General features: G+C 63.9%; 15 protein-coding genes. 8 read left to right on the plus strand and 7 right to left on the minus strand.

Going from position 1 to position 21,762, the window contains the following annotated elements:
- The first annotated feature begins 347 nt into the window (after nt 1-347).
- From D1Y84_RS07340 to D1Y84_RS07350, 3 genes are all read left to right on the plus strand, one after another.
- Entirely contained in the window at nt 348-2,357 is a 2,010-nt protein-coding gene (locus D1Y84_RS07340) for a phospholipase C (RefSeq protein WP_124847932.1), read from the plus strand.
- 76 nt (nt 2,358-2,433) lie between these two features.
- A complete protein-coding gene (locus D1Y84_RS07345) occupies nt 2,434-3,456 on the plus strand; it encodes a transporter substrate-binding domain-containing protein (protein ID WP_158615368.1) in 1,023 nt (340 codons plus the stop codon).
- Nucleotides 3,457-3,541: 85 nt separating this feature from the next.
- Entirely contained in the window at nt 3,542-7,018 is a 3,477-nt protein-coding gene (locus D1Y84_RS07350; RefSeq protein ID WP_124847934.1) for a TonB-dependent receptor, read from the plus strand.
- A 90-nt stretch (nt 7,019-7,108) separates the two neighbouring features.
- Here D1Y84_RS07350 and D1Y84_RS07355 read toward each other — a convergent pair whose 3' ends face one another.
- The 4 genes from D1Y84_RS07355 to D1Y84_RS07370 form a co-directional block, all read right to left on the minus strand.
- Nucleotides 7,109-7,897, minus strand: coding sequence for a hypothetical protein (locus D1Y84_RS07355; RefSeq protein ID WP_124847935.1), 789 nt, complete (start codon nt 7,895-7,897; stop codon nt 7,109-7,111).
- Nucleotides 7,898-8,003: 106 nt separating this feature from the next.
- Nucleotides 8,004-8,291 carry a Dabb family protein gene (locus D1Y84_RS07360; RefSeq protein WP_124847936.1) on the minus strand — a complete coding sequence of 96 codons (288 nt, stop codon included), beginning with the start codon at nt 8,289-8,291 and terminating at the stop codon, nt 8,004-8,006.
- Between the two features lie 60 nt (nt 8,292-8,351).
- Nucleotides 8,352-9,143, minus strand: coding sequence for a ribosome silencing factor (gene rsfS / locus D1Y84_RS07365; RefSeq protein ID WP_199726374.1), 792 nt, complete (start codon nt 9,141-9,143; stop codon nt 8,352-8,354).
- Nucleotides 9,144-9,147: 4 nt separating this feature from the next.
- On the minus strand, nt 9,148-9,897 hold the full coding sequence (locus D1Y84_RS07370) for a nicotinate-nicotinamide nucleotide adenylyltransferase (RefSeq protein WP_124847937.1): 750 nt from the start codon (nt 9,895-9,897) through the stop codon (nt 9,148-9,150).
- Between the two features lie 235 nt (nt 9,898-10,132).
- Between D1Y84_RS07370 and D1Y84_RS18405 the strand changes: the two genes are divergently transcribed.
- The 4 genes from D1Y84_RS18405 (at nt 10,133) to D1Y84_RS07390 (ending at nt 15,764) form a co-directional block, all read left to right on the plus strand.
- The gene (locus D1Y84_RS18405; RefSeq protein WP_124847938.1) at nt 10,133-11,350 is read left to right on the plus strand and encodes a thymidine kinase; all 1,218 of its coding nucleotides are present in this window, start codon (nt 10,133-10,135) and stop codon (nt 11,348-11,350) included.
- Nucleotides 11,347-13,518: a TonB-dependent receptor gene (locus tag D1Y84_RS07380; RefSeq protein WP_124847939.1), complete on the plus strand. Its 2,172-nt coding sequence runs from the start codon at nt 11,347-11,349 to the stop codon at nt 13,516-13,518. Before D1Y84_RS18405 ends, D1Y84_RS07380 begins: the two co-directional genes overlap by 4 nt.
- An 839-nt stretch (nt 13,519-14,357) precedes the next feature.
- A complete protein-coding gene (gene dnaN, locus D1Y84_RS07385) occupies nt 14,358-15,479 on the plus strand; it encodes a DNA polymerase III subunit beta (protein WP_124849990.1) in 1,122 nt (373 codons plus the stop codon).
- A 30-nt stretch (nt 15,480-15,509) separates the two neighbouring features.
- Nucleotides 15,510-15,764 carry a hypothetical protein gene (locus tag D1Y84_RS07390; protein WP_124847940.1) on the plus strand — a complete coding sequence of 85 codons (255 nt, stop codon included), beginning with the start codon at nt 15,510-15,512 and terminating at the stop codon, nt 15,762-15,764.
- Nucleotides 15,765-16,007: 243 nt separating this feature from the next.
- Here D1Y84_RS07390 and D1Y84_RS07395 read toward each other — a convergent pair whose 3' ends face one another.
- Both D1Y84_RS07395 and D1Y84_RS18135 read right to left on the minus strand, forming a co-directional pair.
- A complete protein-coding gene (locus D1Y84_RS07395) occupies nt 16,008-18,632 on the minus strand; it encodes an endonuclease MutS2 (RefSeq protein ID WP_233581232.1) in 2,625 nt (874 codons plus the stop codon).
- 116 nt (nt 18,633-18,748) lie between these two features.
- Nucleotides 18,749-19,294 (minus strand): DUF6321 domain-containing protein, encoded by a 546-nt coding sequence (locus D1Y84_RS18135; protein WP_199726375.1) that lies wholly within the window; start codon nt 19,292-19,294, stop codon nt 18,749-18,751.
- Nucleotides 19,295-19,473: 179 nt separating this feature from the next.
- Between D1Y84_RS18135 and hemB the strand changes: the two genes are divergently transcribed.
- Nucleotides 19,474-20,463: a porphobilinogen synthase gene (hemB, locus tag D1Y84_RS07405; RefSeq protein ID WP_124847941.1), complete on the plus strand. Its 990-nt coding sequence runs from the start codon at nt 19,474-19,476 to the stop codon at nt 20,461-20,463.
- Nucleotides 20,464-20,481: 18 nt separating this feature from the next.
- On the opposite strand, the gene D1Y84_RS07410 is transcribed toward hemB, so the two are convergent.
- On the minus strand, nt 20,482-21,660 hold the full coding sequence (locus tag D1Y84_RS07410; protein WP_124847942.1) for a nitrogen regulation protein NR(II): 1,179 nt from the start codon (nt 21,658-21,660) through the stop codon (nt 20,482-20,484).
- Between the last annotated feature and the right edge of the window lie 102 nt (nt 21,661-21,762).

Below are 21,762 nucleotides of genomic sequence, written 5' to 3' on the forward strand. Positions count from 1 at the left end.
GTACAACAACAACGCTTTGAAGAAAGTAACAGGCGCGGAGCTGTGTTGCAAGTGCCACGGGGAGAGCTATCTCACCTCACACCGCGACACGTATCCCCAACCCGGGGGTGCGTCCTTCGGCAACTCCCATACTCCCCTTACTCACGCTCTTCGTACCCGTTCCACGCCCTCCTCCCACGCACCAACCAGGTGCAGGGGACAAACCGCACGGGAGCTCGAGCTTTTTACTTCCCTGTCACAAGCACGAGGTTGAATGCGTATTGCGATTGCCCGGCCAGTCGCGGCATGTTCGTCCGACAGCGTCGGGTGGGTCCGGCAAGCCAACGTAAAACCAGCAAGGATGGGTCATGGCTAACAAGGGATGGAAAAAGAGTTGTGCGTCGGCTGCGCTACTGGGCCTTCTTCAGCCTGGCTTTCTGCTCGCGCAGAGCGCCACCAGCACCACCGGCACGGCGGGTGTCTCGATCGCTCCCCCCTCCAGCGCCGCGGTGCAGAAGTACGTCATCACGCCTACGCAGGAAGCGAAGCTGACAGAAGCGCAGAAGCTCGCCCTCCTGCAGAAGCACATCAAGTATGTGTTCGTTCTGTTCCAGGAGAATCGCTCCTTCGACTTCTACTTCGGCACCTATCCGGGTGCGGTCGGGCTCTACTCGCAGCCGGCTTCGGAAACGCCCGGCCTCACACAGCCGCTGGTTAACACCGACGGCACCATTGGCACCATCTCCGCCTTCAAGATCCCGACCACCGTCACGGACGTGAATGGCAACCCCGTGCCGATCTATCCGCAGGACACCGACTCCGTCAATCACGCGCACACTGCGTATGAGACCAAGATCGACGTGCAGGGCGGCGTGACCAAGAACGACGGCTACGCCATCACCGAAGAAGGCGTCACCATCACCAACGGCAAGCCTTCCGCTCTTCCGACTCTCGCCAAGAAACAGACCGGCGAGCTCGTCATGGGCCACGTGGACTGCGATGCCGCCCCCATCATGTGGAACTACGCCGACCGCTTCGCGTTGTTCGACAACTTCCACCAGACCGTGCTCTCCGCATCCACCCCGAATGCGCTCGCGATGATCGCCGGGCAGTCCGGTGAAACGCAGTGGGTCAAGCACCCCAACGAGAGCACGCTCGCCATGGGTTCCATCAGCGGCAATGGCGTTCCGGTCGTCAGCGATGGCGATCCCTACTGGGGTTCGCAGCTCGACACCACCGGCTCGCCGCACCAGCCTTCGATGGCGCCGTCCAGCACGCCTGAAATCAACCTGACGTTTGCCACGCTGCCCCTTTCATTCATGGGTTCGCAGATCCAGACCACCGTGCAGGGTGATACGCAGCCTGACACAGACCTGTCCGATGTCGAGAAGGACATCACCGAGATCGCCGGCAACGGCGTCAAGCCCACCAACTGGGGCTGGTACCAGCAGGGCTACGATCACGAGTTCAACGACACCACGTCCACCGCGTCGCACGCTGACTACATCCAGCACCACAACGCGCCGCAGTACTTCGGCTACATTTCCAACAATCCCGACGTCAGCGCGCACATGCACGGTCTCTCCGACTTCGCTATCGACGTCTTCAACAAGCGCCTGCCTGCCGACGGCGGTGTGTTCTACGTGCGTGGCGGCTACAACAACATCCAGGGCCTCACGCCGGTCGATCCCAACCCCAGGCTCGCCACCGTGTTCAACGGCAACGACGATCACCCGGGCTACTCCGACTTGCAGATCTCCAACGCGCTGGTTGCGGACGAGGTCAACCTGATCACGCAGAGCCCGTACTGGCCCGAGAGCGCGATCATCATCACCTACGATGAAACCGATGGCGAGTACGACCACGCGCCCGAGATCATCCGCAGCTACGACCCTTACGGCGAGCCGCTTGACCAGGGCCCGCGCATCCCCACCATCCTGATCTCGCCTTACGGCGCTGCGCACGCCATCGACCACGAGGCAGCCGAGCACTCCTCCATCATCAAGTTCATCGACCTGCTCTACGGACTGGAACCCCTGGCGAACCTGCCGGACGAGAAGCAGGCGCGCAAGGATGGTCTGACGATGTTCGGTCAGGCGTACCTAGGACCCGCGGACGCTGGCGTCTCCGGCGTCGGCAACATGTTCAGCGCATTCTCCAATAACCGCCTGCTCGGCACCGCGCCGGCGCTGCCGGCGGAGTACGCGCAGATCTCGCCCAGCCTCATCAACACCTTCCCGCAGGGCGGCAACAACGGCTGCAAACTGCTCAACATCACGCCGACCGATACAGGCAGGCCCAACAATGTGCCGGCCGACTTCAACCCGCGTCCGAGCTCTGACCCAGGCATCCCGACCTCTGGCACCTGGACCCCGTAAGCTCCACAACGCGCCTCGCACGATCCCGGGAACCAGGTTCGCCTGGTTCCCTTCTTTTCTGGAGAACCCTGCTTCCATGGCTTATCTCAAGACCCTGTCTCTCGGCCTTCTTGCACTCCTGGCGACACACGCCGCCTTTGCCGGTCCTGTTCTTGACCGCATTCACACGGCAAAGTCGCTTGCCTGCGGCGTCATCAAGGAAGAGGAGGACTACTCCCGCGCCACCGACCACGGCAATCGCGCCGCCTTCGACCTCGACCTCTGCAAGGCCGCAGCCGTGGCAACCCTGGGCCTCGGTGCCAACTTCACGATCAGCGTGTTTCCGGATGAGCCCGCCGGCGTCAAGGCTCTCAAGGAAGGCCGCCTCGACCTGCTCGCTTCCGCAAGCCCGAGCCTCAACAACACCGCGCAGGGACTCGGCTTCGCGCCCGTCACCTTTCACGATGGCGAAACCCTGATGGTTCCGAACAGTGCCGCGGTCCACTCCGCCGCTGATCTCGCCGGTAAAAAAATCTGCTTCGTGATCACCAGCCAGAGTGAAGCAGGCCTGCGCACCTATGCCGCGCGCAAACATATCTCCTACATCTGGTATCCATTCTCCGAGGTAGGCGAAATGGAAGCCGCCTTCTTTACCGGCAACTGCGCAGGCCTCGCGGGCGACGTATCGCAGCTGGCAAACACCCGCGCTATCAATCGCGCGCAGTCCGCCAACTACACCATCCTCGCCGACACGTTCCGTCATGATCCTCTTGCGCCCGCGTATCGCAGTGTGGATCCGCAGTTTGCCGCAATCGTGAACGCAACCGTGGAGTTACTCTTTGCCGCCGAGGCTCTTGGCGTCACGCGGTCCAACGTTGACGCAATGGCAAGCAGCGAAGACCCCGAGATCCACGAACTGCTGGGGCACAAACTCGGCAGCGGATCCTTGCTCAACATCAACGATCAATGGGGCGCACAGGTCATCAAGTCCGTCGGCAACTACGGCGAGATGTTTGATCGCGACCTCGGCAAGGACTCGCCCTTGCGCATCGATCGGGGTGCCGACCGGCTGTGGGAACAGGGCGGCGTGCTGTACCCCATGGTGCCCGTGAACCAGTAGACCCTGCAGTAGCAAGCCATGGGCACGTGCCGCGATTCACGGACTCTTCAACCTACCGGCACGTGCTTGCTTCTATCGTCGAGCTATGTTCACGAAAGCTTCCATTGCTCTCCCGGGACTGGCGCTCGCCACCGTCCTGGTCACTCCCCTTGCCTATGCCCAGTACGAAAACGGCAGCCTCACCGGCACCATCCGGGACAGCAGTGGCGCACCTATCGCCGGGGCGCAGGTCGTTGTCACCAACGAGGCCACCGCGGCGCATGCTGAAGCAACAACCGGCGGGTCCGGCGATTACGACGTGCCCCAGTTGCGCGTCGGCAGCTACCGCATCACCGTCAGCGCACCGGGCTTCTCCAGCGCCGTCGCACAAAACATCACGGTCTCCGTCGGCGCGCGCCAGCACATTGACCTTTCGCTGAACGCGGGTTCCACGGCTACCAACATCGAAGTAAGCGATGTGTCGCTGCAGCTCGAAACCGAGACCAGCCAGCGTGACCAGACCATCACGCAGTACCAGTCCGAAGCCCTGCCACTCGTCACGCGCAACTACTCTGACCTGCTCGGGCTCGTCACCGGCGTACGCCAGGCGCCCTCCGCGGCGACCACCAGTTCGATCAACTCGCTCGTGCGCGCCGGCTCCTACAACGTCAACGGGCAGCGCAGTATCTTCAACAACTTCCTGCTCGACGGCATGGACAACAACTCCTACGGCGAGAGCAACCAGGGTTTTGACAACCAGATCATCGCGGTGCCGCCAGACTCCGTTGCACAGTTCAGCGTCGTCACCAACAACGAGAGCGCGGAATACGGACGCTCCTCCGGAGCGACCATCAACGTCGCATCGTCAAGCGGCTCCAATCGTTTTCACGGCACGGCATACGACTTCTTCCGCAACACCGTTCTCAACGCCGCAGGCTACTTCAAACCTGAGATCGTGAGTCCGACCGGTGAGGTGCCCTTCCAGAAGCCGACCTTCAATCGCAACCAGTTTGGTGGCAATATCGGCGGCCCTGTCCTCAAGGACAAGCTGTTCTTCTTTCTGGATTACGAAGGCTTCCGCCAGGTGCTGCGTCCCCTCAGCGCACTCACCCTGCCCACGCAGAACGAGCTCAACGGCGACTTGGTGGTGCCGGTCAGAAACCCGCTCACCGGTGTCACCTATGCTGCCAACACGCCGATACCCACCGCCGCCATCAACCCTCTATCCCGGCAGGTGCTCTCGTACTTCAGCCAGATCCAGGGACTGCCCCAGAACGGCCTCGCCTCTACCGGCCTCAACCAGAACGACTACTCCGTGCAGGTCCCGTTCACCGACAATTCCGACAAGGGTGATCTCCGCCTCGACTACACGCAAAGCCCGGCCAGTTCATGGTTCCTGCGCATCAGCGATCGCAAGGAGACCGGCGTCAACTTTGCGCCGATTCCGCTCCCGCTCGACGGCCAGTCCAACGGCAGCATCCGCATCCTGGATCAGCAGGTCGCCCTCGGCTACACGCACCTGTTCGGCGCCAACAAGATCCTCGATGCACGCTTCGGCATCTCCCGGACCAAGGCCGGCAAGTACTCGCTGTCGATCGGTGACAACGCCTTCGCCATCCCGGGCCTTCCAACCAATCCGGTCGTCGCCGGCGGCCTTCCCACCACCGCGGTCACCGGTTTTACCGGCTTTGGCCGGCAGAGCACCAACCCCCAGTGGCAAAACCCCTCGCTTCTTGATCCCAAGGCGAACTACACCTGGGTGCTGGGCCACCACTCACTCAAGTTCGGTGCCGAGTATGAGCATGTATGGATGGCGGTCAACGACAACAATCCACTCTATGGATCGTTCACCTATGGCGGCGGCTACAGCGCTGTGGGCAACACCGCCGTGACCGACAACTACTGGGCGGACTTCCTGTTCGGCCTCACCAGCAACTACTCGCTCGCGAACTATTTCGTCGCGCACCTGCGCCAGACCCTCGTGAGCGGCTACGCACAGGATGACTGGAAGGTCAGCCCGCGACTTACGCTCAATCTCGGCGTTCGCTGGGAGTATGGTTCGCCCTATTCCGAGCAGCACAACTACATCTCCGACTTCGATCCCACCACGCAGACGCTGCTGACGGTTTCGCCCGGCGCGGTAGCAGGCAACGGCATTACGCCGATCACCGCCGGTGGCGTGTATGGCCACACGCTGATCCACCCCGATCTCAATGACTTTGCCCCGCGCGTCGGCTTTGCCTTCGCACCTACGCCGCGCACGGCTCTGCGCGGGGGCTTCGGTACCAGCTACGTGCACTACACGCGCGCCGGCTCAGGCGACATCCTCGCCATCAACGCACCGCAGGCGCAGTTCGCTTCGGTCAACCAGGTAGCCCCTACCGCTGCCAATCACTGCGCGATGCTGCCCGCGCAGATTGTCAACGTCGGGTCGTCCACGCCCACCTGCTACGCCACGGCAGACCAGGGCTTTCCCGGCACCCTCGCTACTGTCTTCAACTCCGCGACCGACAACGTCACCTACGTGCCCAGCAACACGCGCGACAGCTACGTCGAGAGCTACTTCTTCAGCCTTCAGCAGACGCTCGCCAAGAACACCGTTCTCGACATCGCCTACGTCGGCAATCACGGCCTCAAGCTGCAGGGCTTCCTCAACGCCAACCAGAAGAACCCTTCCAACAACTTCGCGCGCACCTTCGGCAACTGGCCCAGCGACATCACCGAGGCGCTCAACGGCTTCATCTCCAACTACAACTCTCTCCAGGTGCGTTACGAGCAGCGGTCCGAGCGCGGCCTCACGCTGCTCAACTCCTTCACCTGGGAACACTCGCTCGACAACGCCAGTGCCTCGCTCGAAGGCAATACGCCGTCGCCTCAGGATGGCAACAACATTGCCGCCGACTACTCGCAGTCGGACTACAACCTGCCCGTTGCCGACGTCACGAGCCTTGTGTACGAGTTGCCCGTAGGCCACGGGCGACCCTTCCTCACCAACGCGCGAGGTCCCATGCAGGCTCTGCTGGGCGGCTGGCAGGCCAGTGTCATCAACACCGCGCAGGCCGGCACTCCATTCAACCTCACCTACACGCCCAACAGCGCCACCGCCGTCTCCCAGCAAATCTCCGCAACCTACCGCGGCGCCAACGAGTACCGCCCCAACATCGTTCCCAACCAGCCCATCACGCAGGGCCGCTCCGTTAAGGCTGCTGGCACCGGCTACATCCAGTACGTCAACCTCAACGCGTTCAGCCTCCCCGCTACCCGCGAGGGCACCACGCTGCTCAGCCCCTTCGGCAACGCCTCGCGCAACCCGGGGCGCACGCCGATGTTCAACGAAACCGATCTCGATCTGAACAAGAAGTTCGACACGCCGATCGAGGGCGTCAAGGTGGAGTTCCGCTCCGAGCTCTACAACCTCTTCAACCACACCAACCTCTACCTGCCCTCAAGCGGTCTCGGTGGCACGTTGTCCTCGTTCAACGCGGGCGGCGCGCTTACCGGCGGCACGCCCACCAGTGGCGGCGTCGTCTCGAGCACATTTGAACCACGCATCGTGCAGTTCGCGCTGAAGTTGCTGTACTAACCCGCGCCTCACCCTGGCAGCAGCACTGTGCCACCAGTGCTGCTGCCTCGTTCTGTGCACGGCCACCAGGTGGACATTCCAGCAGGACCGTCAGCGAACGCTCGGCTCAGGCAGTGGCCCTGCGATCTGGGCGGCCACCCGGTCCATGCTGCGCTGCTTCAGCTTCACCAGCCCAGCCCTCGGGCTGTCCAGGTCCAGCGTCTGCGCAAACGCCGCCGCCACTACCAGTGGCAGCAGCAGGCGCACCAGGCGCGAACGTCGATGAATACCAACCCCGACCAGCCCGCTCGAGACCGCGCCGATAAACAACAGCAGCGCCCAGGCAGTCAGCGGGATGCGATTCTCATATGCCGCTGTTCGCCGCTCTACCGTTGCAAAAGCTTCATCCAGCGACGCGAGATACGCCGCGGACACAGGATCGCGATGCTGTTCCGCGTCTGCCGCCGCAATGCTCCAGATCCTCGACTGCAGCCTCGTCGTCTCGGCAAGGTCGTCATAGATGCGCTGCTGCGAAGTGCCCGCGTTTAAAAAGCCGAGCCGCACCTGGGTGTACGTGCGAAGCAGCTCCTGCTCTTTGGTCCGCGCCGGCTCCTGCAGGGTCGCCGTGCGGTTCCACACCGAGGCAATCGCATTCGCCTCCGCGACCTCGCCCTGTTTGCGGTCGTTGTAACGCGACACTGCCATGGAGAAGGTGAAACCGAGAAGCAGCCCAAGCAGAGCCAGCAAAGCGCCTTCGAGCGTTTTGAAGGTGCTTGAGTGCAGCGCCGCACGTTCCGCATTGCGGTCACGGATCCACGAGCCCATGTAGCTGCAGGCAAAAAGCAGGGCGACGATCAGCACAAAGAACATGAGGGGATGGATGCGGGGCAGGCTCGACATGGTGAGCTTAGGATGCGCGAAACGCCACAGGCCCCGTCCTGCGAAGCAGTGAACGCCGCTTCAACAGCAGGGCTGTGTCGCAGGCGCTCGCAGTCTCTGTTGCTCGCTAAGCTTCGAAGTCGATTTCCAGGGGTTCCACCAGCGGCATCAGCCAGCCCAGCAGCGCCTGGTGCGCGGGGTGCTGGTTGTAGCGCTCCAGTGCTGCAAGGTCGGCAAAGTGCATCGACCCGCCAAACTCATAACCCTGCCCGCGTGGCGACACGTTGGTGCCGACGTATAAGGCCAGCACCTCCGGGATCGCACTCTGCAGTGCGCGGATCGCCTCCGCGGCACGTTGCTTCTGCTCCCCGGTGACCCCGGGCTGCCATCGAAATGCAAAGTTATGAACGATCATGGCGCAACGACTGCCTCGGGCGACACCACTGGACGGTCGCGCCGCCCAGTGTACTCCCGGCTATTTTGCTTTGGTCGGTGCCTTCAGAAGCTTCGCGGGCGCACCGCTCGGCAGGGCCTTCAGCGAGGTGTCCACAGCCTTGGCTGCCTGCTTGCCAGCCGCAGGAGGTGCGGCCTTCGCCGCTGCCTTCTTCGCCGGCGCCTTCTTGACGGCCACAGTCTTTGCCGGCGCCTTCTTGGCGGGGGCCTTCTTGGCTGGCGCTTTCTTGGCCGCCGCCTTCTTGGCCGGAGCCTTTTTGGCGGGTGCTTTCTTCGCAGGGGCTTTCTTCGCGGCCTTCTTGGCCGGCCCGGCAAACTGCTCTGCCTGCTCGGCAAGCGAAGCATCGCGGGCAGCAATCGCGCGGCTTTCCAGGGTTTCCGGTCGTTTTGCTACAGCCTTGCCAGAGGCTTTTTTCCGCACGGTTTCGGTCTTCTCGCGCAGCGCGGCCGCCAGCTCCGCCGTATCGACCGCGCGTGCTGACTTCCGCAGGCGCTCGATGTCGTAGAACTCGCGGGTTTCCTCGGTAAACACGTGGACCACAAAGTCCACGTAATCCAGCAGGATCCAGTCGCCGGCGCGGCGGCCTTCGACGGACTTGGCATACGCCCCGAACTCGCGCTTGAGCCGAAGCTCGATGTCATCCGCAATGGCACCCGTCTGGCGGGTGTTGCTGCCCGAGGTGATCAGGAAGAAGTCAGTAAAGCCGGCATCTACCTGGTCTAACTCCAGGATGCGAGTATTGGTCGCCTTCTTTTCTTCGCAAACTTCTGCGGCAAGCAGGACCATGGCGCGGGTTTCAGACGAAATTGGCACCCGTTTACCCTAGCACGCGGTAGAGCCCGTGGTCGCGAATGTATTGCGTAACGGCCGGCAGCAGGTGGGGAGCATCCTGTGCGCGTGCAAACGCCTCGCGAATCTCCGTAGCCGTGGACGGGTCATCCAGGTCCGGCAATAAGTGCAGCGGGGTGCATTCCTTTCCCTGCTCGTCCCACACCTGCCGGGTCAGCACAGGTCCCACTGTTTCCTGCTGATCGCCCAGCAGGTATCCCGCGGGCAGCGCAGCCTGCAGCGACTCCAGGGCAAAGCCCGGACGTGCGGCCAGGATCCACGCCGTCAGCAGCCCGCCCCGTTCCGCAGGCTGCAGCAGCGCCTCCGGGCGATACCAGCGCGGAAGCGTCAGAAAAGAGTCGGCGCCCGCCAGCAGAAACAGTGTCGCGCCCTGCGGCAGTTCCGCACGCAGCCGCGCCAGGGTATCCACCGTGTAGTTCGGTCGGCTGCTTGGCCCGGCCAGGGGCGCAGCAGGAGGCGTACCGAGGGACGCGTCGAGACGCGCGTCAAGAGGGGCGTCTATAGCCGAGGCCTCAAGCCCCGGCGACTGCTCGGCCAGCAGCGTGAGCATGCGCATCCGGTCCGCAAAAGGCGCCGCCTCGTGCGACTTCAACGGCTGCCTGCCTACCGGCGCGAGCAGCACCCGGCCCAGCCGCATCCGCTCTGCCGCAACGCGTGCAATGTGCAGGTGGCCTAGGTGCGGTGGATCAAACGAGCCGCCAAAGAACGCGTAGCGCATGGGCCAATTGTATGCATCGCTTCCGCCGGCACCGTGGAGCCCGAGGCTTGGCCAGCGCAAAGCCGCGTGCACCCACCGTGCACCCCCGTAGCTATGCGCTGGCTAAGCGCTGACCACGTGCCACCAATGCGCCGCCATGCGCCGCGACGAGGTTCCAACAAGGCTCCGCCCTCACCCATGATCGGCCGAGGATCGCTCATGCTGCCACATCGCAACCGCACCCTAGAATGCCTGTATGCACCTCAAGCTGCCCGATCGTTCGGGCACATGGCGCGCCTACCTTGGGCTGGGCGGCAATGTGCCGTACGCGCCACCCTCCGCCCCTCCGCTCACACCCGTGCAAACCCTCACCCGCGCCTGCGAGGCACTGGGCGAGCTGGGTACCGTGGTTGCGACCTCCCACCTCTGGCGCACCGACCCGGTCGGCCCCGTCGCCGATCAGCCCCCCTTCCTGAATGCCGTGGCAGTGCTGGACACAAACCTCGCCCCGCACCTGCTGCTCGCAGGCCTGCTCGCGCTGGAGCAGCGTTTCGGGCGCACCCGCACCATCCACAAGGGTCCGCGCACTCTCGACCTCGACCTGCTCCTCCTGGAGAAGACAGCTCCGGGCGAGTCACCTAGCATTGCACCCTTCATCGAGCCGGTCTGCCTCGAAACCCCGACCCTGTCGCTGCCTCACCCGCAGCTGCACTGCCGCCGTTTCGTGCTGGCCCCCTTGGCTGAGATCTGCCCGACCCTGGTCCATCCCACGCTGCGGCGCACCATTGCCGACCTGCTGGTGACACTCCCTCCGGGCGGGGCGGAGCGGCTGCCCGACCCCCTCTTCAACCCACCCGCGCCAGTTGCACCCATCACCAGCGTGGCCGGCCATCCCCGGCGCGCGCCCGGCCCCGGACGCCTCGAAGTCATCACCGGTCCGATGTTTTCAGGCAAGTCCGAAGAACTGATGCGCCGCCTGCGACGCGCCGAGATCGCCCGACTCCACACCGTATGCTTCAAGCCCTCACTCGACACCCGCAATGCTCCGGAGCGCATCTCCTCGCACAGCCAGCAGGTCCGGGCTGCCACCCCGGTTGCGACGGTGCACGCCATGCAGGCCGCGCTTTCCCAGGACCCTGCCGAGGTCATCGGCATCGACGAAACCCAGTTCTTCGCACAGGATCTCGTACCCCTGCTCCAGAGCCTGGTCCAGCACGGCCGTCGCGTCATCGTTGCCGGCCTCGACATGACCTTTGCCGGCGAGCCTTTCGGCGTGGTGCCGCAGCTCATGGCGCTCGCCGACGATGTTTCCAAGCTTTCAGCCGTGTGCACCATTTGCGGGGCACCGGCCGTTCACTCGCAGCGCCTCGGCCACAGCCGCGCCACCGTCCTGGTCGGGGCACAGGAAGCATACGAAGCACGCTGCCGCCTGCACTTCGAACCCGCTGGCACCACACCTGCAGGAGAGTTATGAAGCCGTTTCAGTCAGAGGATCTATCCCTGAACCGTCCCCACCCATCGACCGACTCAGCCAATAGCCGATTTCCCGCGCGTCCCTTCTGGCTGCTCGCATCGCTTGGCATCGCCGCGTGCATGGCACTCCCGGCGCAACAGCCAGCTGGGCAGCCAGCGCCTTCAACACCGGCTACCGACACCGTTACACAACAGGTCGACGTGCTTGCTTTCCGCTCGCCCGTCGCCGCGCTGGACTCGCCGACCAGCAGCCGTGTGCTCACCGATACCCAGCTCCAACGCGCCTCCTCCATCGGCCTCGACGGCAAGCTGCGCACCATCCCCGGCTTTGACCTGTTCCGGCGCTCCTCCTCACTCGTTGCCAACCCCACCACGGAAGGCGTCTCGCTTCGCGGACTCGGCTCCACCGCCGCCAGCCGCACCCTGGTGCTGCTCGGCGACGTCCCCCTGAACGACCCCTATGGCGGATGGGTGCACTGGGAGGAGATCCCCAGCCTCGCCATCGGCCAGATCGAGGTGGCGCGCGGTGGCGTCAGCGACCTGTATGGATCGAGTGCCGTCGGCGGCGCCGTCCAGATCACCACGCAGCCGCTCTTCCTGCCCACCGGCACCAGCCCGTTCCCCAGGCCTGAGCTTGTGCTTGAGAGCGGCTACGGCGCCGAGGCCCTCAACGACAATGGCGCGCGACTCCGCGCCAGTTCCGGCCGCTGGAGCTCGCTCACCGCCGCCGAACTGATCGGCACCGACGGCTACACCCTGGTCGCGCCCAACCTGCGCGGCCCGGTCGACGTCAACTCCAATGTCCACGCGGAGAACGCCCTGGTGCTGCTGCAGCGCACGCTCGGCGAGGCCGGCTCCGGCGATGCCGTGTGGCTCCGTGGCAACGTGCTCAACGAGCTGCGCCACAACGGCACCCCGCTCACCAACAACGCCACCCGCCTCTGGCGCTACGCCGCCGGGCTCGACCGCCAGCAGTGGGGCTCCGACTGGCAACTGCGCGGCTGGGGCAGCACTGAGCACTTCCGGCAGAACTTCTCCTCTGTCGCAACAGGCCGTGCCAGCGAAACCCTGACCCGCAACGCCAACAACCCAGCCGATGAGCTGGGCGCCGCACTGCGCTGGAAGCGCGCCCTGGCAACCTCGCTGGTCGCCCTTGCCGGGGCCGATGTGCGCGACATCCGCGCCGAAGACATCGAGCGCCCCACCTCCTCCGCAACACCCGCCACCAGCACCACCGCCCGGCAAACCGACGAAGGCGCCTATGGCGAGCTGCTGTGGACGCCCGGTCCGTGGCTCCTCAGCGGGTCCGCCCGCCTAGATCACTTCCAGAATGTGGACGCCGCTACCTACACCCTTGCCACCGGGACCCGGGCGCCGCAACCCTCCATCGTGCAAACCATCTTCGACCCACGCCTGGGCATCTCCCGTCGCTTCGGCAATGGCCTGGCCGTGAGCGCCAGCGGGTACCGTGCCTACCGAGCGCCCACCGAGAACGAGCTGTACCGCACCGGCCAGGTGGGCCAGCAGACCACCCTGGCCAATCCCAGCCTGCGCGCCGAGCGCACCACCGGTTGGGAAACCGGGGTCTCCGGGCAGAGCATCCGGCGTCTCGGCGCCAGCTGGCGCGCCAGCTATTTCTGGTCCGAGGTCAACCGGCCCATCACCGCGCTGACGCTCAAGACCACCCCCACGGCCACCACGCTGATGCGCGAAAACCTGGGCCAGCTCCGCAGCCGCGGCGTTTCGTTCGACGGCACACTCCATCCGGCCAGCTGGCTTGAGCTCGCAGGCGGCTACCAGTTCGCCCGCGCAACCGTGACCAGGTTCGTACCCGAGCCCCAGCTCGTCGGCCTCTGGATCCCACAGGTGCCGCGCAACACCGGCACTCTCCAGCTCACAGCCTCGCAGCGGCGCATCGGCCTGCTGAGCCTGCAGCTTCGCTCCAGCGGCCACCAGTACGACGACGACGCCAACACCTACATCCTGCACAGCTTCACGCGGGTCGACGTCTACGCCTCGCACACCTTTCACCAGCGCTGGGAGGTCTACGGCTCGGTGGAGAACCTGCTCGACCGCTCCATCGACGTCGGCCGGACCCCGATTCGCACCCTTGGCACCCCGCAGCTTGCCCGGTTCGGCACCCGTATCACCCTCGGCGGCGTGCACTAGTTCGCTTCACACCCCTTCACTCTCTTCTGCTGCAACATCCCAAGAGGCCCCGTGGCATTCCTGCCCGGGGCTTTTGCACACCCAAAGGAAATGTGGAGAACCGGTACGCAGTGGAAAAGAGGTTCATTCCATCGGCGCTTCAAATCCGTGTCCGTCCTGCTTTTCCTTTTCGCCGGCATGATTTGCACACGGGGCGGCAACTGTCTTGTGAGGAACGAGGAAGACCAGTGTCGGCACTGCTCACCAGTCACCGGTTGTCCTGCTTTTGCAGATACTTGTGCACAGGTTATGGAAAACAGGGCACATACATCTGGTCCCGTATTTTCCCTGCCTGGACCAGATTTCCTCTTTTCCTCGCCGAACGGTTACTGCTCCTGTTTTTTAGAAGATTTGAAAAGAGAAGAGCTAAAAACAGTAGTCGCGCTCTTGCCCTGGCTCGTGAACCTACAACATCCGGTCCCTTACCTGAGGAAAACTCGGAAAACCCTCCCTTAATAAATGACGGGCTTTCCCCTGTTCCTTGATCAAAGCCTCCGCAACCCTGACGACCCCCGGTCTGGGAGTCCTGCCTGTTTCCCTCATCACGTATGGCTTTTTCAAGAATCGGCGTCCCATCCCGCCGCCCCATAGAATGGAGGTGCAGCGTGCGCCGTGATAAGCGACAATGCTTTCGTCACTGGTCTGCGGCTAGGGAATGGATCAGTGGACCGGCAGGCGGGTAAAAGGGGCTCAGAATGGCAGAAATAGGGTTGGAGCAGGAGACACATCCGGGTGCAGAGTCGGCAGCCTTGCTGACCGTTGAGGGTTCTGGCGCGAGCACAGCGACCAACAGTGCCGTGATGGAGATCACTGTGAGCCGCGCAGAGCTCCTGCGTGAACTCACCGCCGCGCAGAGTGTGGTGGAACGCAAGACCACCATCCCGATCCTCTCGAACTTCCTTTTCGAGGCCGTGGACGATCGCCTCCAGATCACCGCGACCGACCTGGACCAGAGCCTGCGCACCGCCTGCGCCGCCAAGGTCAAAAAGGCCGGCTCCTGCACCATCCCGGCACGCAAGCTCTACGACTACATCAAGTTGCTGCCCGACGGAGAAGTCTCCATCAAGCTGATGGACAATCACTGGGTCCAGATCCGCGCCGGCCGCTCCAACACCAAGATGGTCGGCATGGCCCGTGCTAACTTCCCCCAGGTTCCCGAGTTCCCCGTCGGCACCGGCACCCGGATCCCCGCGACCTCGCTCAAGAGCATGATCAGCAAGACGATCTTCGCCATCTCCAATGAGGAGTCGCGCTACACCCTCAACGGCGCCCTGCTGATCCTCAAGGCCGAGTCGCTGGCCATGGTCGCAACCGACGGACACCGCCTCTCACATATCGAGAAAACAGGCGAAAACCTGCAGAACATCACCGGCGAGCGCAAGATCCTGGTTCCACGTAAAGCCCTGCAGGAGTTGCAGGGCCTGCTCGGCAACACCGACGCCACCGAGATCGACTTCGCCGATGACGAGCACCAGCTCTACTTCCGCGTAGGCAGCCGCGTGCTCACCAGCCGCAAGCTCTCCGGCAACTTCCCTAACTACGAAGCCGTCCTGCCACGCGACAACACCAAATTCATGGTGGTTCGCTCGGAGGAACTGCAGCACTCTATCCAGCGCGTCGCCCAGTTCGCCGACGAGCGCTCCGGCGCGATCAAGATCCGTCTGGAACAGAATGAGTTGCGTATTTCGTCTTCTTCCAACGAAGCAGGCGAGAGCGAAGATATTATTGAGACACCCTACAACTTCGATCCCATCGTGGTTGGCTTCAACTCGCAGTACCTGCTCGACTTTCTCAAGGCCATAGGAAACTCCGGGGAAGTTCGCCTGGAATTTAAGGATGCACAGTCAGCCGGGCAGATGCGCCCGGAAGATGCGCAGGATGACACCCGCTACCGCTACATCATCATGCCCATGCGCATCTGATCTCTAACCTTCCAGCCCAAAGGATCCAGCGTGACACTCCGCTTCATCGTTCTGTTCGCTCTCTCCTTCGTGGTGTTGGTGTCTGCTGAGTGGTTCAGCTTTTTTCGGGAAGTTGATTTTTCCCACTGGCCAACCTCGAACTGGGCGATCCTGGCCTTCGCGATTCTGGCAGAAGCAGCCGCCCTCTTCATCATCACCAGGACCCTGGACCGGGCCTTGCCGAGTGCATCGGCACGCGCCCTGGCCAATGACTACCGCCAGCCTCGCCGAGGCAGAGACCGGTAAGCTCCCACACAAGCAAGCAGCAGAAAGCCCGGCTACGCAGCCGGGCTTTCCTGTTTGCAACTTATCCCGCAGAAGCCCATTCTCTTGATGGCATCCACGTACGATGCCAGCGGCAGCAGCCGAAAGAACAGCTTTATGTAGTGATTGCGGTTGCATATACGCAACGTGGCGCTGCATCGGCTCGCACTCCCTCAAGGGCGCGAAGGGCGCGAAGCACTTAGTCGGAAACTGGGTGTTCCATCGCTACTGGCGAAGCTCCACGATGGTCGCGCCCTGGCCACCTTCATACTGGTCGGCTTCTGTCACTCCGGTCACATGCGGATGTCGAGCCAGCGCAGCCCGCAGCGTCCGGCGCAGCACACCCATACCGGTGCCATGCACCACCCGCACCCGCTGCAACCCTGACAAAAAGGCCTGGTCGATAAACTTCTGCACCTCGTCCTCGGCATGGTCCGCGGTAAGCCCGATAACATTGATCTCGTGACGCATGCTCGAGCGCAGCTCGTCCTCGTCTCCGGCGGAGGTGCGCACGGTGATGTTGCGCTTGCCGCTCGCTGCCTCCACCGGTGTGGGCGAAGCCACGGAAGGCTGTGCGGAAACAAGGATGGCGGCGACATCGGTCCTGCGCACGCGCATCTTCATGCTGCCGATCGAGACCTCGAGCGTGTTGCTGTCGATCTCCCGCGTCACCCGCCCGGATTGCCCGATCCTCAACTTCACGGTGTCGCCTAGGCCCGCGGTGCGAGGGTCGCGCTGGTGCGCGGCTACCTGTGCTGCGGCCTGCTGCATCGCGTTGGGTTTCCGGCTTCGTACCTGCGCGGTGAACTTCTCTGAGAACTCGCGGCGCAGCCGGGCCGAGCGCCGTTCTGCTTCCGCTGCGGCTTTCTCGCGTGCGGCGCGATCCTCGATCGCCTGCACCGCTTCCTTTGACTTGGTCTCCAGCTCACGCAGCGTCGTGTTCAGCTCGTTCTCCAGCTCGCGCGTGCGAGCACGCATCTCCTGCATGCCTTCGGTCTCGAGCCGGTGCCGCTCCTTGCGTAGCGCTTTCTCTTCCGCCTGCAGGGTGATGCGCTCTTCGCCAAGAGCCGCGATCTCGGCATGCAGCCGGTCCAAAAAAGCCCCGATGTCCAGGGCCTGCGTCGTCATTCGCGCACGGGCGCGCTCCACGATCGCCGGGGCCAGCCCAAGCCGCTGCGCGATGTTGATGCCTGCCGACGCCCCCGGCACGCCCTGTCGCAGCTCGTAGGTGGGCGCCAGCGTCTCTGCATTGAACCCCACGGACGCATTCACAACCCCGGGCGTCGTCTCCCCGTAGATCTTCAGCGACGTGAGATGGGTCGAAAGAATCGACCACGCACCCGTATGCAGAATGTGTTCCGCGATCGCAACCGCCAGCGCCGAGCCTTCATCCGGGTCAGTCGCCGAACCCACTTCATCGATCAGCACCAGCGTCGCCGCACCCGCCAGCGAACTCACGCGGTTCAGGTTGGTGATGTGAGCCGAAAACGTCGAAAGGTTCTGCTCGATCGACTGCGCGTCGCCGATGTCCGCGAGTACCGCCGTGAGCACCGGCAGTGTCGCCTCAAAGGCAGGCACCGGGATGCCGGACTGCGCCATCAGCGAGAGAAGTCCCGTGGTCTTCAACCCCACTGTCTTTCCGCCGGTGTTGGGTCCGGAAATAATCAACTGCCGCCGGTCCGCTTCCAGAACGATCGACAGCGGAACGATCTTCGCCATCTGCGGCGGTCGCGTCGCGGTCGTCGCAGCAACATGTTCCCCGTCGTCGTCCTCTGCGTCGTTGCGGCCGCTCGCACCAGCAGTGGCAGACTCGCGCAGGCGATGCTCAAGCAGCGGGTGCCGCGCCGCCACCAGCCGCAGCTCCGCCCCGGGCCCGGTCGTGAACCGCGGCCGTACCGCATCGTATTCCTGCGCAAAGCGTGCGCGGATCAGCAGAGTCTCCACCGTTGCCAGGATCCCGGCACCCGGCACCAGCAGGTGTGCCTGTGCCGCAAGCTGCGCCGTCATTGCCAGGAAGATCCGGTGGATCTCGGCCAGTTCTTCTTCAAACAGGCGCACCAGGTCGTTGTTGAGCTCGATCGTCTCGAGCGGCTCCAGGTACACGGTCTGCCCAGACGACGAAGCCCCATGCACCACGCCCGAAACCTTGCGCTTCGCCTCGGCCTTCACCGGGATCACAAAGCGGTCGCCACGAATCGTAATGAGTTCGTCCTGTGCTGTGCCACCCTCACTCAACCGGCGCAGAGCCGACCGCAACGAAGTCTCAATCGTGCGCTGTTGCCGGTCGATGTCACGGCGAATACGCCCCAGCTCGGCAGACGCGGAATCGGCAAGCGTGCCGTCCGGCAGCAGCTTGCCCTGGATCGACTCCACCAGTGGACGCAGGTCAGCCGACAGAATTGGTTCCGTCAGCGCGCGGAGACCCGGCAAGCCACCATCCCGGTAGCGGTCGGGCGGGTGGCGCATCGTTCCTGCCCAGGAAGACACCGCGTCCGCCAGCGACAGCAGCGTCCGGATCTCCTCCACCTCGAGCGCTGCCCCGGTCAGCCGCGACTTCGCCAGCAGCTGCGTCGGGTCGCTCAACCCCGCCAGCGTTGGGCGCACACCCTCCGCCAGCAGCAGCTGCATTTCCTGCACCAGCGCGTGCTGCCGATCGATCCACGCCAGGTCGCCGGAAGGTACCAGCGTCGCCAGCCACTCGCGCCCCAGGTCCGACGCGGCATAGGCTTCGAGTAGCTGCAGCAGTCGTCCCCACTCGAGCGTGGTGCGGGCAAACTCAGCGAGCGGTGCCACAACCGGCGTCAGGATCGGGGCCGCAGCGAAATTGTTCTGGACAGGGTAAGAAGACACACCTTTATCGTAGCCGCTGGCAGACCCGGTCCAGCGATTCCGGCGCACACCCGACCGCACACCGGCTTGGCTTCATCAAGCTTTGCCGCCGCGGCATACGGCAGGCCCGCATTGGTCTACCTGCCGGCCCTTTTGGCTGCCGCCTTGCGCGCCGAGGTCTTGCTGGCCGCCCGGCCGCCCGAGCTCCGGGCTTTCGCCTTGCCGCCCGTGTTCGCCGTCTTGGCTTTGCCGCCCGTGGCCTCCACGGCCGCGTGGTACTGCTCCAGCAGCTTGCGTCCCTTGGCAGCGAGCTGCTTTGCTTCCGCCTCCGTTTTCGGCACGGGTTCGCCCCAGGCATGGGCAGAGAGGGCCAGTCGCGTGGGCTCGCCCTCGCGCACCATCGGCCCGCGCGGATTGGTAAAGTGCCGGGTCAAAAACGATCCCTTGCGCTTCATCTTGTCCGGGGTGTCCGCGGGGCCCTTTACTCCCGGCCGCAGCTGCGAACCATCACGCTCCGCGAACTCCTTGCGCCCCGCGGCAGTCAATCCGCCCTTGGGATCTTTCAGCCTGGGCTGCGCAGGCGCCCGCTCGGCCGGGCTCTTTGCAGGACCCTTTGCTGCGCTCTTGGCTGGCTCTTTCTTGGGCGTCGTCTTCTTCGCCGGTGCTTCCACTTGCTTTTTCACATCTGCCTTTTTCTGTGTCGCCATACGGTGTGTGGATGCGCCGAGCGGGGCTACCTGCCGCCTCGCCAGAGAGCGGCACACCCAGGCTATTGATCCCGGTCGCCGCCCGTGCCGATGGCAGCGCATCCCGGCCACCGGCACGCCCGAGTCTCAAGGGGCAGAGTCATAAAATAAAAGTCATGGACACGCCATTCCTTCGCATGCGCCGCCTGCGCCAGACCCCCGCGCTCCGCTCACTGGTGCGCGAAACGGCACTGGCTCCCTCGCAGCTCATCTATCCCCTGTTCCTGTGTCCCGGCGAAGGGGTCCGACGCGAGATCAGCTCCATGCCCGGAGTCTTCAACCTTTCCCTGGATGAAGCCGAAAAGGAAGCGGAGGAAGCGGCCCGTCTCGGGCTCGGCGGCCTGCTCCTGTTTGGACTGCCGGAAAGCAAGGACGAGCAGGGTTCCGGTGCCTGGGCCGAGGATGGCATCGTGCAGCAGGGCCTCACCCGCCTCAAGCGCAACCGCGCGCTCCGCAGCCTTGTCCTCATCGCCGACGTTTGTCTCTGCGAGTACACCTCGCACGGCCACTGCGGCGTGCTCCATGCCATCGATGGAGAACAGCATGTGCACAACGACCTCAGCCTCATCCCCCTGGCCCGCACCGCCGTCTCGCTCGCCAGGGCTGGCGCCGATATCGTCGCCCCCAGCGACATGATGGACGGCCGCGTCGCTGCCATTCGTCGAGCCCTCGATGCCTCGGGCCGGGAGAACACGCCCATCCTCAGCTACGCTGCCAAGTTTGCGTCCGCCTTCTACGGGCCGTTTCGTGAAGCCGCAGACTCCGCCCCGCAGTTCGGTGACCGACGTGCCTACCAGATGGACGGAGCCAATCTGCTCGAGGCCATGCGCGAAATCGAGGGCGACCTTGCCGAAGGCGCGGACATGATCCTGATGAAGCCCGCCATGCCCTACGCCGATGTGATCCGCGCCGCCCGTGACCGCTTCGATGTGCCCATCGGCGCCTACCAGGTCAGCGGAGAGTACGCAATGCTCAAGGCTGCCTTCGAGCGGGGCTGGCTGGAGCCGGAACGGGCCATGCTGGAGTCGCTCGTGGGCCTGCGTCGTGCCGGCGCTGGTTTCATCGTCACCTACTTCGCCAAGGACGCAGCAAAAGCTCTCGCCTGATCCCGGTGCCTGCGACGCTTACGTTGCTCGCGGTTTCGCAGGATCAGCCGGAGATTCCGGCTGTAACGGCAGCCACAATACAAACACCGTGCCATGCGAGCCGCGGCACTCTGTCTCCAGGCGGCTGCGCATACGGATCGTTCCCTGGTGCTTGTCCACGATCCCCTTGGAGATCCACAAACCAAGCCCCGTTCCTGTCGCTTCCTTGCTGGTGTGGAACGGTTCAAACAGGTGCATGCGCATCGCGGGCAAAAAACCCGTGCCTTCATCCGCCACCGTGATCCGAATGCCCGGCCTGCCGCTCCGGGGCGACACCGCCGACCGAATCCGCACGTGCATCGAGCCTCCGCGGGCCATGGCATCGTAGGCATTGCGCAGCAGGTTGTTCAGCACCTGGCGAATCTCGCCTTCAAACAGGAGCGCGGTCGGCAACGTGCCGAGCTTCAGCTTCGCTTCAATCTTCCTCGCAGTGAAGCGCGAAGTGTAAAGCCGCAGCACCGACCGCATCGTCTCGGCCAGGTCCAGGGGCGCGGCCGCACTCTGCTGGCGATGAAAGCGCAGCGTCTGGATCGTGATGTCCGCAACCCTGGCCAGCTCCGCCTCGGCAACGGTGGCAAAGGTCTGCACCGCTTCGAGCGAGGTCGACGTACGAATCAGGTACAGCAGGTTTGTGATTGCCTCGAGCGGGTTGTTGATCTCGTGGGCGATCGAGCTGGCCAGCTGACCCACGGCCGCCAGTTTCTCGCTTCTGCGCAGTGCCGCTTCGGCAAGTCGTGCCTGTGTCACATCGCGAAAGGTAACCACCGCTCCGCGCACTACGCCCCCGCCACCTTCCGCGTCGCGCCCGTCCACGATCGGTTGTGCCGACAACTCCGTCCAGAACAGCGAACCATCCTTGCGAAACAGGTGATCCACGTAGTTCTTCACCGCATGGGACTTCCGGAACACGTTATAGACCACGCACTCTGCGCTGGGATACACGCTGCCGTCCGGGTAATGATGATGGACCATCGCATGCATCTCGCGTCCGATCAGCTCCGATGCGTCCTCGTAGCCGAGCATCGCCAGTGCTGAGCGATTCACAAACGTGCAGCGGCCATCCAGGTCCACGCCCCATATGCCCTCGCCTGCCGAGTCCAGCAGTGCCTGCCAGGATAGCTGTTCCGGGGGTGCCAAGTTGGTTCGATCGTCGGGCATGTGGCTTCCATTCTAAGGGGTTCAACCCTGTCGGGTCGTAGCGAGCAGCCGCAGCATGCTCTCCGCAGTCTCCGTTCCTCAATCAAGAGCACTGTAGTCCGC

It is taken from the genome of Acidipila sp. EB88, from assembly GCF_003858395.1.
In the GTDB taxonomy this organism is placed as follows: Bacteria; Acidobacteriota; Terriglobia; order Terriglobales; family Acidobacteriaceae; genus EB88.